This window comes from Polycladomyces zharkentensis (genome assembly GCF_016938855.1).
GTDB classification, from domain to species: domain Bacteria; phylum Bacillota; class Bacilli; order Thermoactinomycetales; family JIR-001; genus Polycladomyces; species Polycladomyces zharkentensis.
The window spans coordinates 365,924-381,452 of the sequence record NZ_JAFHAP010000004.1 but is presented as its reverse complement, the minus strand read 5'-3'; the positions used below and the strand labels follow the sequence as shown (position 1 = coordinate 381,452).

Here is a 15,529-nt window from a genome sequence, read left to right as displayed (position 1 = left end):
GTTGTAGAATTGTCCATGGATAAGACAATGAAGTTCGACTTTCGGGGGGAGGAACAAGAGGAAGTCAAGCCGGAAGAAATCCTTTTGGTCGTGTATGAGGCGCTGAAAGAAAAAGGGTACAATCCGATCAACCAAATTGTCGGGTACCTCCTGTCCGGAGACCCTGCCTACATTCCCCGTCACAAAAACGCGCGCGCCTTGATTCGAAAAGTGGAGCGGGATGAGCTGATTGAAGAGCTCGTCAAACACTATTTGCACTCCCGCTCGGATCGTTGAAAGGATTCGACCGGTGCGCACATTGGGATTGGATGTGGGAGAACGGCGTGTGGGCGTGGCGGTGAGTGATCCGATGGGTTGGACGGCACAAGGGATCGAAGTGATCGACCGTGCCCGTACCCCTGACTGGATGGCGCGCGTCGGGGAGCTGGTCCGCCAATATGAAGTGGAAGCGATCGTGGTGGGGCTGCCGCGCAACATGAACGGTACGATCGGGCCACGGGGCGAAGCGTGTCAGGCGGCAGCAGAGGAACTCCGGCGCCGTTTCTCCCTCCCCGTTCATCTCTGGGACGAGCGTTTGTCGACAACCGCGGTGGAACGCACGCTGATTTCGGGGGATGTCAGCCGCAAGAAACGGAAACGCGTAATCGATCAAATGGCGGCGTCTTGGATCTTGCAGGGATTCCTGGATGCCCAAAGGAGGATACCTGATCATGAACATTCATCAAACAAATGAACCGGAATACATCGTGATCCCGGACGAGGACGGAAACGAAAACCGGTTTGAAATCCTGTTCACGTTTGAGCAGGATGAAACGGGTAAAAAATACATGTTGGTCGTCCCGGCGGACGAGGACGCGGACGATGAAGAAGAACAGGAAGTCTACGCCTTTCGGTATGAAGAGGACGGAGATGACAAGCTTACCTTCTATCCCATCGAGGAAGAAGCGGAATGGGATATGGTGGAGGAAGTGTTCAACACCTTTATGGCCGAACCGGAAGACTTCGAAGAAGATCAAACGGGGCGATGATTCGTATGGATCATCAGGAACCGCGTCTGGGAAAAGAGGTTCATACCCTTCGCAATGCGTACGGCCCGAAATTGGTACTGGTCGATGAAGAGGGCGGTGAAACCGCCTATCATATCGTTCACGAAGTGGAAGTGAACGGAGAGCATTACGCCGTACTGCAAGAAGCCGACGACCGGGAGGAGGATGCCTACCTTTTCCGTGTGAAAAACGAGCGGGTGGAACCGATCGAAGACGAAGCGGAATGGGAAAAGGTGGCCGAGGCAATCGATGAGTTGTTGTATTTTGATGAATGATGACGAAAAACGGGGGGCAACCCCCGTTATTTTTTGTTGAGAAGTTGTGCTAACATAATGGGTGGAATACGCAAGAGAGGAAGTACAAGATGAAGTGGCTGATGCATCTCCTTTTTACACTTGTGCTCTTGGCCGCCTGGTCAATTCTCGCCTATATTTACGTCGACCATACGCTTAGCTCTCCCCCCCGCACCGAACCGGTGCAGTTGGAGATTCCGCCAGGCACGTCGATCACTGAGATCGGGCGGTTGCTGAAAGAAAACGGCCTGATACGTCAAGATTATTTTTTTACCGCGTATGCTTGGTGGAAAGGACATACCAATCTGCAAGCGGGTGTTTACGAAATCCCGCCCAATGAAACGCTCGATGGCATGTTACAAATGTTTTCGGCAGGCAAAACCGGGGGTTCCCGCGTGACCATTCCGGAAGGGTATACCGTGGAACAAATCGCTTCATTGATGGAACGAAAAACCGGTATCAATCGGGAAGATTTTTTGCGTGCCGTGAACGAAGCGCCCTATCCTTATGATTTCGTCCGGGAGATCCCCGATAAACCGGGTCGCCGCCATCGTTTGGAAGGATATCTGTTTCCCAGTACATATCATTTTCCCAAGGGCATTCAACCGGAAAAAGCGGTGGACATGATGTTGCAGCAATTTCAACGGCGATTGACGCCGGCTGTCCGACAGCGGCTGAAAGAGGAAAACCTGACCGTCGACGAATGGATAACGGTGGCATCCATTGTGGAGCGGGAGGGGCAAGTCAAAGGGGAACTCCCCAGAATTGCGGGTGTGATCTTCAATCGGTTGCAAAGGAACATGAAATTGCAAGTGGATGCCACGGTGCAATATGCTTTGGGAAAACAGAAAACACGTCTGTTTTACAAAGATCTGAAAGTGGACAGCCCGTACAATACTTACCGTAATGAAGGGCTGCCGCCAGGGCCCATTTCCAATCCGGGCGACGATGCGCTCAAAGCGGTGCTGTATCCCGAAAAACACAGCTATTTGTATTACGTCACCAAAAAGGACGGAACACATGAGCATTATTTTGCGGAGACACCGAGAGAGCACGAACTCAACATCGAACGCAGCAAGAAAAACGAACAGCTGGCAGAACAACAATAAACGGATGCGATTCATGAAAATGACGTATCCGGATCAAACATGTCCTCAAACAAACACCACCGGTTCAAAAAACCGGTGGTGTTTCTCTTCAGTTGGTTTCCGCTTTTGATGAAATCGCCGGCTCCTCTATCCACGGACGCGGGCAATTTTTGGCTTTGAAGAAGTCGCCGCCTTTTCGGGCCACATCGTCGGTTCCCCATTCGATATCCTTGTCCAGTTTTTTCAGCAGCGGTATATGTTTGGAGCAGTGAATATACGCTTCTTCCACTTCCACCATCACCCATCTTTCCGGCTTGCGGAAGCCCTCCTGGTTCAGCTCTTCCATGATTTGTTCGGGAAGATGGTCCAACTTTGTCAACTCGTCGTTTTCGATGATCTCCGCCTTTCCGTTAATGTGCAAACCAATGGCGTGTCGGAAAAAATCGATGAATATGATGCCGATATGCGGATTTTCCAAGATGTTTCCCAAGCTGGCCATGACCCCGTTGCCCCGGTATTCGGGATAGATCAGGGTTTTTTCGTCGAGCACGTGCACAAATCCAGGGGGACCCGCACGGAACGAACAGTCGCATTCTCCGTGGGCGTCGGCAGTGGCGATGAACATCATTTCCTGATCGGCAATGAAGGATTTCATCACTTCATTCAAATGGTCCAACATCTGTTTGTTGTAAAAACTGAGTGCACGATGGGTGGTGCCAAAACGTTCCTGCAACAGATGTTCTCCGTTGGAACCGGGCAGGCGGGTGGACTGAGCCGGCTGCATTGGCTTTGGGACTGATACGGTAGCAGCCACCGTGGTCGAAGGGGTTGCCGATTGGAGTGACGGGTGAGTTGACGAGGCAGGGGCAGGGTTGACTCCGGGCTTGTCCAATATCATCTGTTTGGTCAGTCGTTTGATTTTGCGCATGATCCTGACGGGATCCCGCAATTTGTTGACCCATTCCCCCCAATCGGCATGGCCGGTCAAGGTTCCTTCCTTTTGCACCTCTACATATTCGACGATACTTCCACCCGGCTGCTCTGCCAACATGGTCAGGCCGATCGGAATGCGGTAAGGTTCGCGGAGAATCCGGACGCCATTGTCCTTGAGATGATACTTGAAATCAATAATCGAGTCCACTATAAATGTAACGGAAATGTTTCGACAAGCGTTGACGACGTCCTGCGGACCTGCAACCAATACCATGTTGTGAAACCAGGCGTACTCCAAATTCGTCTGTGGGTCACGAAAACGGTGGCGGACAGATTCTTGCAACAGCTGTTCGTAATGGGTTACCGACGCGGAGAGGTCTTCCACGTACATTCGACTGATCGTTCTCAAAATTTTCATGCATATCATTCCCCTCTTTGATCCCCGTCTGTTGAAAATATGGATCGTAGAGATCAACCTGATGCGTCAAGTACGTTTCCATTATAGCAAAGTGCGACATCAGAATGTAAACAGTCCAGTTCTCCCCGTATGTGCCATTATCCGGACCAATGCACCATTTTTTTGCTCACGGCATAGACTGATACCCAATCCAAGCCAGGAGGAGCGAACACGTGATGGGGATTCCTTTCATCGTCAAGGTGAACAATGTGTCGTCCGCAGGTGAACTCAATTTTTCTCCCGGTATCAATTTTCTGCTTAACCAGGAGCATTTCGGCAAGACCAACGCCACCAACGAAAATACGGGTGATTTGGCACGGGAGTTGATTATCGGACCGATCGGGGATTTCGATGTGGTGGATAAAGCGATCAAACAAATCAAAGCGGTTTGACGCACTAAATGGGAATTTCAACTGCTCTTGAAGAAACGTTAACAATCTTCCGGTAGATTGAAAGGGGGTGGATCTGAAAAAGGGAGGGGAATGGCATGTCCGATTTGACGAGACGGCAGTTCATGACATACCTCGGCGTGGGTACGGCGGCATTGATCGGCACCGCCACCGGCGTCACCGGCATTGCAAAAGCGGCAGGGGTGGAAATGCCGACTGCTTCCACGTCCAAAGGAAGCGGACGGGTTCCTTTCAAGCCGATTGCACCGTCAGACAAAGACGATTTGGTGTTGCCCAAGGGGTTTGAATATGACGTGATTGCCGCTTGGGGAGACGATATTGGCAATGGAGAGAAATTCGGTTTCAACTGCGATTTGACCGTGTATTTTCCGATCGAGAAATCTTCGGAACACGGGCTGTTGTGGGTGAACCATGAATATACGGGAAACGGGAAAATCTTTTTGTATCGACCCGACACGCCCGAGCAGGAGAAGCATCGCATTGAACAGTACAATTTGGGCGGCAGCATCATCGAGGTCAAAAAAGAGAACGGCCAATGGCGTTTGGTCAAAAACTCCCGCTACGCCCGCCGGGTGACCGCCAACACGATGATCGACCTGACCGGTCCGGCACGTGGCGACGCGGCCGTCGGCGGTGCGGTGGAAGTGGAAGGCACATTCGCCAATTGCAGCGGCGGGCGAACCTTGTGGAACACGGTATTGTCCTGCGAGGAAAATTTCCAGGAAGACGCGAAGCGCTGGGGAAGAAATGAAACACACTACGGCTGGGTCGTGGAAGTGGATGTGTTTGACCCGAAATCCAAGCCGAAAAAGCATACCGCATTGGGGCGTTTTTCCCATGAAAACGCGGCGATGACGCTGTCCAAAGACGGCCGTCTCGTCGTATATATGGGAGACGACGCAAAAGACGAGCATTTCTACAAGTACGTCAGCGAGGGACGCTTTGATCCGGCCAAAGGAAAAGAAAACGCCCGCTTGTTGGAGCGGGGAACGCTGTATGTGGCCAACCTGGAAAAGGGGAAATGGCTGCCGCTTGATTTGGAGAAATCCCCGGCGCTGAAATCGAAATTCCGCACACAGGGAGAAGTGCTGGTTCATGCGCGTGAAGCGGCCAAATTGTTGGGAGCCACGCCGCTGGATCGTCCGGAGGACGTGGAAGTTCATCCAATCGATCAGTCGGTATACCTCGCATTGACCAACAATGATCGCCACGGCAACTATTACGGCCAAATCCTGCGTTTCGTCGAAGAAGATCCGGCATCGGAACACTTCACTTTTGAGGTTTTTGCGGTGGGTGGCCCGCAATCCGGCTTCGCCTGTCCGGACAATCTGCTCTTCGACTCCAAAGGCAATTTGTGGGTGTTCTGTGACATGTCGTCGGACAAGCTCAACCAAGAGGGCGTGTACAAACCGTTCAAAAACAACGGAGGGTTTTTCATTCCCACCAGCGGTCCCCACAAAGGAGAGGCGTTCCAGTTCGCGTCCGGCCCCGTGCAGTGCGAGATGACCGGTCCATGGTGGACGCCGGATGAAAAGACGTTGTTTGTGGCGGTTCAGCATCCGGGAGAAGAGACGACCGATCCCGCAAACCCGACCAGCCGCTGGCCGCGCGGCGATATCCCCCGTTCGGCCGTTGTAGCCATCAGGGGGTTCTGACGAATCGATGATCGGCAATATTGGTTTTCCTGAGCTTTTGTTGATCCTGTTGCTGGTATTGTTGCTGTTCGGCTCCAAACGGTTGCCGGAAGTCGGTCGGTCAATCGGCATGACACTGAAGGAATTGAAGCGGTCGGCCAGTGGTGTGCTGGATGACGAAGACCGGTCGCGAGAAAAAACAGCCCCACAGGAGACGGAGGTAAAAAGCGCTACCAAATCATGAATGGGTGACGAATCCCCCCCGACGGTTGTCGGGGGTATTTTGATGGGGGCGGATTTTCTTCCGATCACCTGTTCCCCGTATATCAACCTTCGACGATGTCGATGCTGGAAGTGAAATCGGGGAGCGGGGGTGGCAGCATTGAAGACCAAAACAAGGTTCACCGGACGGGGATGGGCGACAGGGCTGGTGTTTTTCCTGGCCTTTGCCGCTGTGGCTGCTCGTTTGTCCCACATTCAACTGATGACATCCAAACAAGCGGATCTGATCGCACGGGCACAGGAGCAACAAAGCAGGGAATACGTGGTAGACAGCGGACGGGGCATGATCTTGGACCGGCATGGCGATCCCATCGTCGGAGAACGAGGCAAGCGATTGATCGCCTTTCCGATGGACCGGCAACAGGTGCGGCTTCATACGGCCAAACTGAAACGTGTGGCAGAGATCGCGGGGTATTCATACGATGCGTTGATCCGGAAGTTGATGACATTGAAAAAACCGCAATCCCTGCCGACGCCGGAGGGGAACGATTGGATGGTCACCCCGGATCAGGAGCGAGAGATTCAAGCACTTCACATTCCCGGTATCCATGTGATGGAGACGGATAATCGGTCGTCCCCGTACGGGTTGGCACGGCAGTTGATCGGCAGGGTGGCGCGGGACCCGTTTTTGCTGCGCGAACGATATGGTGAGGAATTGGCAGGTGGCACGTATCAACCGCTTTCGCGGATCGGGATATCCGGTCTGGAAGCCTCCTTTGAGCCGTTTTTACGCAGTCCGTCCGAAAATGTGATTACCTATGCCGTGGACGGAAGGGGCCGGCCCTTGAACGGACTTCGCCTGAAGCAATTGTCGGACAAGGGTGGCTCGGACGCTGTTTCCTATCAGGTTGTCACCGCATTGGATCGACGGATGCAGCATGCGGTGGAAAAGATCCTCAATGATGAGGGAGTGGCCGATGGAGCAGTGGTGTTGCAGGAGATTGCCACCGGCGATGTACTCGCGATGGCCAGTCGCCCGTTGCCCGACGACGGCTCTTTTCAGGAACGTCCTTGGGACAACCGGGCAGTGATGGAAACCGTGCCCGGGTCCATTTTCAAAACAGTGGTCGCGATTGCCGCATTGGATACGGGGATCGTCAAGCCCGATACGGTGTTTATCTGCAGAGGAGAGTTGGGACGTTACGGATTGCGCGATGCCAAACCGGGAGGACACGGGAAACAGACTTTCGCCCAGGCGTTTGCCCATTCCTGCAACGTCGTGTTTGCCCGGTTGGCGGAACGGCTGGGGGGAGAGACCATCGAAAAATATGCCCGAAAGCTGGGGCTGGCACAAAAAGTGAGCTGGAACGGGTCGGTATTTCACGAATCCGATTTCCGACAACTGCTGGAAGAACAGACGGGCATGATTTTCTCCGGGAAGGCGGCTCGACGGGATCGCGGAGCAGTGGCACAAACCGGAATCGGTCAACGGGATGTTCGTATGACGCCGTTGCAGGCGGCCAATTTGGTAACATCCCTGTTTCACGACGGTCAATCGTTGACTCCCCGTCTGGTGTTGCGGGTGCAAAGTCCCGACGGCCGAGCGGTTGCGGTATTTCGACCGCAGGCCTATAAGGAAACATTCCGGATCAAACCGAAGACATTGGTACAGGTACGGCGCATGATGCGTTCAGCTGTTACGGAGGGAACGGCTGTTGCAGTCCAAGACGCCAAGTGGAAGCTGGCGGGGAAAACGGGTACGGCCCAAGTGGGAATAAACAAGGACCGATACAACAAATGGATGATTGGATACGGTCCCTATGATCAGCCGCGATATTCGGTGTCCGTCGTGCTGCGGGGCGTTTCCGACAGTCAGGACCCCCGGGCCTTGCGCATTTTTCAACGTGTGATGGACGAAGTGGCGTTGATCGAAGCGGAAGAACGTGACGACGGGAAACGAAAATAGAGAAGAGACGGGCGCATCGGCAGGTCTCCGGTGCGTTTGATTTTTCCGATGGCGTTTCTTTGATAAGATAGAAACATCCGAAGTTTTCGCGGGAGTGGGAGAGACATGTTTGTTGAGGTGATTCTACCGGTTTTTCTGATCTTCGCCTTGGGTTACGCGGGTCAAAAGCGTTTGCGGATGGATGTGCGATCCCTTTCCACGGCCTCGATGTACCTGATGTCGCCGTTGTTGGTTTTCCGAACCTTGTACGCGGCGGACATCGACCGGCAGTACATATATGTCACCATCTACTCGCTGGCACTCTGCCTGATCTTGATCGGCTGGGTGAAAATAACGGCACGCATCAGGGGATATACGAAATCGGAAGAAAGCGGTCTGATTTTGGCCACTGCGTTTATGAACAGCGGCAACTTGGGTGTTCCTGTCGTCTTGTTTGCGTTCGGTCAGGCCGGTTTGCATTACGCCATTGTCATCATGGTGGTGCAAACGATCTTGATGAGCACACTCGGCATCTATTATGCGGCCAAAGGCAGCGCGGCCGGTGAACAGGCGATCGCGTCCGTGGTCAAAATGCCGATCATCCATGCCGCTGTGCTGGGGCTTCTGTGGAATGCCTGGGGCTGGGAAGTACCCCGCAGTTTGTTGCAGGTGATCGACTTCGTTGCGGACGCGGCCATTCCCACGATCATGCTGGCCTTGGGTATGCAGTTGGCCGAAATTCCGCTCAACCGTCTCGACTGGGAGAAAGTCGGTTTTTCTCTTTTGTCACGGTTGATCCTCTCCCCCGTCATCGCTTGGTGCATCGCCATTTGGTTGCCCGTGGACCCGCTGCTCAAGCAGGTGATGGTGGTGGCTGCGGCGATGCCCTCAGCCGCCAATACGACGATGTATTCGTTGCAATTCGGCAGTGAACCCAAACTGGTTTCGGGCATCACTCTGTTGAGTACCGTGATCAGTGCGGTCAGTTTGACGGTGGTACTCGGGATGTTGCGTTGACGGTGTGGATGGAAGTGCCGGTCAAATGCTGCGAACGCTCTCTCATCGGCTGTGTATCATGAAGGGAGTGTACCTTTCCCGGACCGTTCCTGTTCGGCTGGGGCGTATCCGGTGAATACTTTCTGATTGCTTTTCCGGTTGCTTCACCTGTGCCCTGCCAGGAAAGTGATGGACCCGGAGCGCGGGACGCGGGGACAATATGCTTGCTGAGAGGAAATGGCCCGTATTTTCATGCCTGCGCTATCCGGGTCCTCTCTTGGCCGGCTTGGTAAGTTGCTGAACCGTGAAATCATTTGCTCCACACGGATTTTCCAGACACGCCCTGGCTGGAAGGATGCCCCGGGAAGGTCACCCTGCTCACCACGGGACATATCAGTACTTTCCACCTGTTTGAGCACTGGTCAACTGCACTCTCGTGCCAGGGATGAACAGCTCCCTGTTTGAGACTGCTGGCAATTGCAATTTCGGGTGCGCCGTTTTCCCTCTTGCTTCTCTCTTCTCTCATTCGACAGGCTTTAAGGTCGCTTGTGGAAAAATGGCTGCCCTTGTCACCTGTTTGCATGTTATTTTATCTATTTTCTGATAATATATAGATAATTCGATACCTGGGAGGGTCCTTGGATAAAATGTTGCACAGATGGTGGAAACGAGCATGTTCCATCTTGTTGGGATTCAGCCTGCTGCTGCCGCTTCCCGCGGAGGCTCATCAACCGGACAGGATAAACACGCCGTTTACATGGGAGCATCCCGCTCCGTTCACCCCCGTCCTGCATGCTGCAACACCGGAGTCCGTCGGGATGAGGGAAACGCCGCTCGACGCCGTGGATGCTTTCATTCAACAATCGATTGCCGATCGCGCCATGCCTGGAGCGGTGGTGTTGGTGGCCAGAAGCGGCGGGGTGGTCAAGCATACCGCATACGGTGATGCCGCCCGCTACCTTGACGATCAGGGAACGGTGATGGAACATCCGGTGCCGATGCGTCAGGACACGATCTTCGATGTGGCTTCCATCAGCAAAATCTTTACTGCTGTGGCGGTCATGAAATTGTATGAACAGGGGAAATTCCGCTTGGATGACCCGGTGGCCCGCTACTTGCCGGAATTTGCGCAAAACGGCAAGGAAAAGGTGACGATTCGTCAGCTGATGACGCACACGTCCGGTTTTCGTCCCGGGCCGCTTACGCCGTTGTACAAGGTGCCCGGAAGCAGGGAAGATCGGTTGCGGTATGTTCTGACTCATCCGTTGGACCATGAACCGGGAACCACCTACGTGTATTCGGATTTGAATTACATCACGTTGGGAGCGTTGGTGGAGCGATTGTCCGGTGAGCGGCTGGACCGGTTTGTCAAGGAACAGATCACCGCGCCATTGGGGATGAAGGACACGATGTATCATCCTCCCGCAGAGTTGAAGCATCGGATTGCCGCCACAGAGTATCAGCCGTGGACGGGACGCGGATTGGTGTGGGGGCAGGTTCACGACGAAAACGCCTGGGCGTTGGGAGGCGTGGCCGGTCATGCCGGTGTCTTCTCCACGGCGCGCGATTTGGCGGTTTTCAGCCAGATGATTCTCAACAAAGGGGCCTATGGTGGCAAACGCATTCTCCGCCCGGATACGGTGAAACTGATGGAGGTCAATCAAACCGGGATGTTCCCGGGACAGGATCACGGCTTGGGTTGGGAGCTGAACCAACATTGGTATATGGACGCGTTGGCCTCTCCCCGTACCATGGGGCACACCGGCTATACCGGCACCTCGTTGGTCATTGACCGCGCCAACGGTGTGATCGCTGTCTTGTTGACCAACCGGGTCCATCCTACCCGTCAAACGGTTTCCACCAACCCGGTACGCCGGCAGTTCGCCCGATTCGTGGCCGATGCGATCCCCGTCAACCTGCCCGGCAAAGAGGAAGCGTGGTTTGCCGGATACGGTGACAATCTCGACCGGCTGCTGACGTCCGACCGGTTGGACCCTTCAGAGAAACCTCACAGTCTCTCTTTCATGACGTGGTACCGCATACAGCCGGACCGTGATCAGGGAGTGGTGGAAGTGTCAGCGGACGGTACCCATTGGACCGCCATCGGTTCGCCGATGAGCGGCAGTGGGGAGTGGAGGCGGATCACGCTGACGCTGCCTGCTCAAACCCGTTATGTCCGTTTCCGCTATCATACGGACACCTATGGCAACGGCCGCGGATGGTATGTGCAAAATCCGGTGGTGACGGATGAAAGCGGGAAAGCCATTCCGCTGGATTGGTCATCCGATGGGTGGGAGATACGTTGTGATTGATAACCATCGCCCACAGCCAACGGAATTTGGGTAGAATGGTTGATTTAAATGCCCCAAAATCTGCAACGCTTCCCTAATCTATGGGAAGCGTTTGCTTTTGGTTGATTTCCCCCGTACAGGCACGCGCCCAGTCATCCGTACATATAGCTAAGAATACCTGCAAAGGGAATGTGGACGGAGGTGTGGAGCGCGTGCCGGAAATATTGGCGGCTTTGGCAATGATGCTGAGGGAGGCAGTTCTGTTTGTCTCGTATATCAAAAACAACGCATTTCCCCAACCTCTCTCGGAAGAGGAGGAAGAAAAGCATCTCAGGCTCATGGCCCAAGGGGACAAAAAAGCACGCAACACCTTGATCGAACACAACTTGCGGTTGGTTGCCCACATCGTCAAAAAGTTCGAGAACACGGGAGAAGATTCGGAAGACCTGATTTCCATCGGCACGATTGGTCTCATCAAGGCCATCGAGTCCTACCAAACTGACAAGGGCACCAAATTGGCCACCTATGCAGCGCGATGCATTGAGAATGAGATTCTGATGCATCTGCGGTCGCTCAAAAAGGCTCGTAAAGATGTCTCACTGCATGACCCGATCGGAACCGACAAAGAGGGGAATGAAATCACCCTCATTGATGTATTGGGTACCGAACGGGATGAAGTGATGGATTTGGTACAGATGAAGATTGAGAAGAAGAAAATTTACGGCCATCTGCATATCTTGGATGAACGGGAGCAAGAGGTGATCAAAAGCAGGTTTGGCTTGAACGGGGAGGATGAGAAAACGCAACGGGAGATCGCAAAAGAGCTGGGGATCTCACGCTCGTATGTGTCACGGATTGAAAAGCGGGCACTCATCAAGCTGTTTCACGAGTTTTACCGGGTGAAAAGCGGTAAGTAGCGGCAGATGTCGTGTTGATTTTGCGAAAACGGTTATCATATAATAAGGGCAAGAGAGAACGCACAGGACTGCCCCACCGTGGGCCGGCGGCCGTAAGTAAAGTTGCCCCCTTTACTTACGGCCTATATTATGCCCGACAACAGCGGTTCAGCGTCGCCTCTTCCGACGGGACCGGCATCGGTTGCCATGGTCCAGGAAGAGACGGACGATGGCTGCAAGTGCGGTCAGCAGAGCCGCGATGACTTGTAGCCATTCCTTCAAGGCCTCACCCCCTTTGCCGATCACTCGGCCCGGGCGGTGAGGCTTTCCGCTCTCTCTTACCCAATCAATATATTACCACAATACATAATCATTTGACAGATGAAACAGGGTTAATGAGCCGATGTCAGTTTCAGTCCCACAATGCCGCCGATGATCAGCACCAGAAAAACCAATCGGAGCGCGGTTTTGGGCTCGTCAAAAAACAACATGCCCACCAATACCGTACCGGCCGCCCCGATGCCGGTCCATATGGCATACGCGGTGCCGACGGGCAACGTTTTCAATGATGCGGACAACAACAAAAAACTGCCGATCATGCCACCGATGGTCACAGCAATCGGGATCGTTTTTTGATACTTGAGCCCGATGGCCCACACTACTTCCAATATACCCGCCGCCAACAGATACAACCAAGCCATCTCCATCAGCCTCCTCACTGTGAAATTCCCGACCAGTAGATCCGCCAAATGCCGTCGATCCGTCGACGGAGCATTTCCGGACCGTAGTAGAACAACTGAATCAGTACACCATCCAACAAACAAAGGTATGAGGCGATCAGATCATCGAGATTCGCCTCGCGAATGACGCCCGTTCGGATCCCTTCTTTGAAACAATCCTTTAAAACACGTGTCAGCCAGGTTTCGGCCTCCAAAAACCGATCACGGATCTTCTCCTGCAGAGCAGGGGGAGAAAACAACATCGCACGTTGGTAAAACGCGAACGCTTCACCGTGTTCGGATGCGTAGGTCAGGCCGTTCGTCAACAGCCGGTACAATCGCTCTTTCACCGGTTTGTCTTGCAAAGAAGCGAACAATTTCTGGGTATCGGCAAAATGTGCCTTCATGATCTCTTCAAAGACGGACAGAAACAAAGCCTCTTTGCTTGCAAAAAAAGCGTAGATGGAAGGCTTTCGAATGCCCACCTCCCGAGCGATCATCGACAGGGAGGCGCCCTCATAACCATATTGGGCAAAAAGGCGAATCGCGGTTTGTTGAATACGCTGTTTGGTGGTCAAGACATGACACCTACCTAACGTTAGGTAGGTTCATTTTACTCTGCTTGAGATGAAAAGTAAAGGGGAAGACGACCGGTTTGTCCAGTGAGTGACCGATCCGAACAAAGGATGACGGTTTCCCGCGGTGATCGAAGCAATACCACGTGGAATTGCCGGACACGTCCTGGCCGGCCGTCGTTTCCTGCACATTGGATAACACCGTTCCTGTAATGAAAGAAGATAATTGCAAACCTTTCACTGGAAGATTTCACTTGAATCTTCCGCCACATATTCGCCATGTTTTGTCCTTCTTTCAATCTATTGAACTGGTCTGATGAAGCAGCTATCATAAGATCATAGCCATCTTTTCATATTTTCATAGAGAAGGGGATGGACGGTTGAAGAGAAAGGTTTTGTTCCTGATGGGGTTGGTGGTCGTTGTCGGCTTGGGCACGGCTTACGCCTTTTCCGACACATTGTTCGGCGGACCGCCCAAATCGGTCAAAAAGACGGAGTCGGTTCCGATGACGGCCGTGACGGATGAACCGGAGGATCAAGGGCAGAACTTGGATGAGGAGTTGTCCTCGATTCAGAAGAATGCCGACGGGGAGCAAACAACAGGGAAAAAGCTCTCCTATTATGCCAACTATTCGGTCAGCAAAGAAGAGATCAAGCGCGATCACCAAGAAGCGATTCGAATCTCAGCAGATCGCATCAAAAAGAAAAAGCTGGACATCAAGCCGGATCTGGATGATCCGAAATACCGCGATTTCATCAAGGGGATGGCGACGGATCTCGCTTCTTACAGCAAAGAAGAGCGGGATAAGATCATTCAGTACGCCAGGGACGTGGACCGCTACGAAGACCAAGAGAAGAACAAGCGGATCAACGAGCTGGAAAAGAAGTTGGCTGCCGGTGAAAAGTTGACGGGGACCGAACTGGCGGAACTGCGGGATCTGTTGCCGAACAAAAAAGGAAATCTGCCCATGACCCTGGATCGCTCGCCGAAATCCGGCAAAGAAAAAGAAGAAGTGAAAGGGTCACCGGAAACGGTCAAAGGGTCCGAACCCAAGTCCCAACCGAAACAAGGCACTGACCAACAAGAGGGAGAAGGAATCTCCACCCAGCCTGCACCGGCGGATGGCAGTGGTCAGGGAACCAATCCGGAACAACCCGCAATTCCGGAACAACCTGCAACCGATGACCAGCAAAATGCGGTCGGCGGTAATCAGGGAGAAACCCGTACACCCGGGTCCAACAACAGTGAACCCAACCAGGGAAGTGCGGATCGGGAACAAAACGTCCCGGGCCAACCGGGCAATGCACCGAGCGGCGAAGTGCCGGGTTCCACCGCCCCCAATGAGCAAGGGAACGGGAGCGATGGCAGCAGCGGTGGCGGCACGGTGCAACCCCAACCGGGCGACGATCAAAACAAGGGTAATCCACCTTCGTCCCGTCTGATCCCGTACGACCGGGAAGCAGCCAGGGATTACGCGTACCAATGGTGGAACAAACGGAACAATGAGCAATTCGGCTATTACAGCCGGGTCAGCGGCGGATGTTACAACTGTTGGTACGATTGCACCAATTTCGCTTCGCAAGTGATGAAAGCGGGTGGATTGGTGGAATGGAAGAAAACGAACTACTGGTATTACAGCGACAAGAAACCGTCCTATTCCTGGGGTGTGGCCAACAGCTTGTACAAACATCTGAAATTCCGTGCAAAACCAGTGCGGTCGATGTTTGACCTGCAAATCGGCGACGTGGTGCAGGCCGATCTGGATGGTGACGGTGACATCGACCATTCCGCCGTGGTAACGAAAGTAACACCGACCGAGGTGTACGTCACCCAGCACACCACGGATAAAAAGGATAACCCGTTGAGTCTGTGGATCCTGTACGGGTTCAAAGTGTACGGTTGGGATATTCAATCGGCCAACTATGAAGCACCGACCGGTAATTGAATACTGCCAAGGAACAGTTAACGGACAAAATGCTGTATAGATATGTACAAAGCGTTCGTAACGGATGATAAACCGTCG

At 53.4% G+C, this 15,529-nt stretch carries 16 protein-coding genes; 13 read left to right on the top strand and 3 right to left on the bottom strand.

Going from position 1 to position 15,529, the window contains the following annotated elements:
* Positions 1 to 15: 15 nt before the first annotated feature.
* The 5 genes from JQC72_RS03685 to mltG all read left to right on the top strand — a co-directional run bounded on the left by JQC72_RS03685 (position 16) and on the right by mltG (position 2,448).
* Positions 16 to 276 carry an IreB family regulatory phosphoprotein gene (locus JQC72_RS03685; RefSeq protein ID WP_205492891.1) on the top strand — a complete coding sequence of 87 codons (261 nt, stop codon included), beginning with the start codon at positions 16 to 18 and terminating at the stop codon, positions 274 to 276.
* Between the two features lie 13 nt (positions 277 to 289).
* Positions 290 to 733 (top strand): Holliday junction resolvase RuvX, encoded by a 444-nt coding sequence (gene ruvX / locus JQC72_RS03680; protein ID WP_205492887.1) that lies wholly within the window; start codon positions 290 to 292, stop codon positions 731 to 733.
* Complete coding sequence (locus JQC72_RS03675; protein ID WP_205492885.1) at positions 711 to 1,028, top strand: DUF1292 domain-containing protein; 318 nt, start codon at positions 711 to 713, stop codon at positions 1,026 to 1,028. Before ruvX ends, JQC72_RS03675 begins: the two co-directional genes overlap by 23 nt.
* A 5-nt stretch (positions 1,029 to 1,033) precedes the next feature.
* Positions 1,034 to 1,321, top strand: coding sequence for a DUF1292 domain-containing protein (locus tag JQC72_RS03670; protein ID WP_205492883.1), 288 nt, complete (start codon positions 1,034 to 1,036; stop codon positions 1,319 to 1,321).
* Between the two features lie 89 nt (positions 1,322 to 1,410).
* Positions 1,411 to 2,448: an endolytic transglycosylase MltG gene (gene mltG / locus JQC72_RS03665; protein WP_205492881.1), complete on the top strand. Its 1,038-nt coding sequence runs from the start codon at positions 1,411 to 1,413 to the stop codon at positions 2,446 to 2,448.
* Between the two features lie 88 nt (positions 2,449 to 2,536).
* Here mltG and JQC72_RS16400 read toward each other — a convergent pair whose 3' ends face one another.
* Positions 2,537 to 3,778, bottom strand: a complete 1,242-nt coding sequence (locus JQC72_RS16400) for a pyridoxamine 5'-phosphate oxidase family protein (protein ID WP_302104455.1) — start codon at positions 3,776 to 3,778, stop codon at positions 2,537 to 2,539.
* A 212-nt stretch (positions 3,779 to 3,990) separates the two neighbouring features.
* Here JQC72_RS16400 and JQC72_RS03655 point away from each other — a divergent pair, with 212 nt between their 5' ends.
* The 7 genes from JQC72_RS03655 to sigK all read left to right on the top strand — a co-directional run bounded on the left by JQC72_RS03655 (position 3,991) and on the right by sigK (position 12,232).
* On the top strand, positions 3,991 to 4,209 hold the full coding sequence (locus tag JQC72_RS03655) for an SPOR domain-containing protein (protein WP_205492879.1): 219 nt from the start codon (positions 3,991 to 3,993) through the stop codon (positions 4,207 to 4,209).
* A gap of 95 nt (positions 4,210 to 4,304) precedes the next feature.
* Entirely contained in the window at positions 4,305 to 5,882 is a 1,578-nt protein-coding gene (locus JQC72_RS03650) for a PhoX family protein (protein ID WP_205492877.1), read from the top strand.
* Positions 5,883 to 5,889: 7 nt separating this feature from the next.
* The gene (tatA, locus tag JQC72_RS03645; protein ID WP_205492875.1) at positions 5,890 to 6,105 is read left to right on the top strand and encodes a twin-arginine translocase TatA/TatE family subunit; all 216 of its coding nucleotides are present in this window, start codon (positions 5,890 to 5,892) and stop codon (positions 6,103 to 6,105) included.
* A 138-nt stretch (positions 6,106 to 6,243) separates the two neighbouring features.
* Positions 6,244 to 8,049: a peptidoglycan D,D-transpeptidase FtsI family protein gene (locus JQC72_RS03640; RefSeq protein WP_205492873.1), complete on the top strand. Its 1,806-nt coding sequence runs from the start codon at positions 6,244 to 6,246 to the stop codon at positions 8,047 to 8,049.
* Between the two features lie 105 nt (positions 8,050 to 8,154).
* The gene (locus JQC72_RS03635) at positions 8,155 to 9,045 is read left to right on the top strand and encodes an AEC family transporter (protein ID WP_205492871.1); all 891 of its coding nucleotides are present in this window, start codon (positions 8,155 to 8,157) and stop codon (positions 9,043 to 9,045) included.
* A 626-nt stretch (positions 9,046 to 9,671) separates the two neighbouring features.
* Positions 9,672 to 11,336 (top strand): serine hydrolase domain-containing protein, encoded by a 1,665-nt coding sequence (locus tag JQC72_RS03630; protein ID WP_205492869.1) that lies wholly within the window; start codon positions 9,672 to 9,674, stop codon positions 11,334 to 11,336.
* A 191-nt stretch (positions 11,337 to 11,527) separates the two neighbouring features.
* Complete coding sequence (gene sigK / locus JQC72_RS03625; RefSeq protein ID WP_335342387.1) at positions 11,528 to 12,232, top strand: RNA polymerase sporulation sigma factor SigK; 705 nt, start codon at positions 11,528 to 11,530, stop codon at positions 12,230 to 12,232.
* Positions 12,233 to 12,603: 371 nt separating this feature from the next.
* Here the strand turns inward: sigK and JQC72_RS03620 are convergent, their stop codons facing one another.
* Both JQC72_RS03620 and JQC72_RS03615 read right to left on the bottom strand, forming a co-directional pair.
* A complete protein-coding gene (locus JQC72_RS03620; RefSeq protein ID WP_205492865.1) occupies positions 12,604 to 12,912 on the bottom strand; it encodes a DMT family transporter in 309 nt (102 codons plus the stop codon).
* Between the two features lie 14 nt (positions 12,913 to 12,926).
* Positions 12,927 to 13,508: a TetR/AcrR family transcriptional regulator gene (locus JQC72_RS03615; RefSeq protein ID WP_205492863.1), complete on the bottom strand. Its 582-nt coding sequence runs from the start codon at positions 13,506 to 13,508 to the stop codon at positions 12,927 to 12,929.
* Positions 13,509 to 13,885: 377 nt separating this feature from the next.
* Between JQC72_RS03615 and JQC72_RS03610 the strand changes: the two genes are divergently transcribed.
* On the top strand, positions 13,886 to 15,451 hold the full coding sequence (locus JQC72_RS03610) for an amidase domain-containing protein (protein WP_205492862.1): 1,566 nt from the start codon (positions 13,886 to 13,888) through the stop codon (positions 15,449 to 15,451).
* The last annotated feature ends 78 nt before the right edge of the window (positions 15,452 to 15,529 follow it).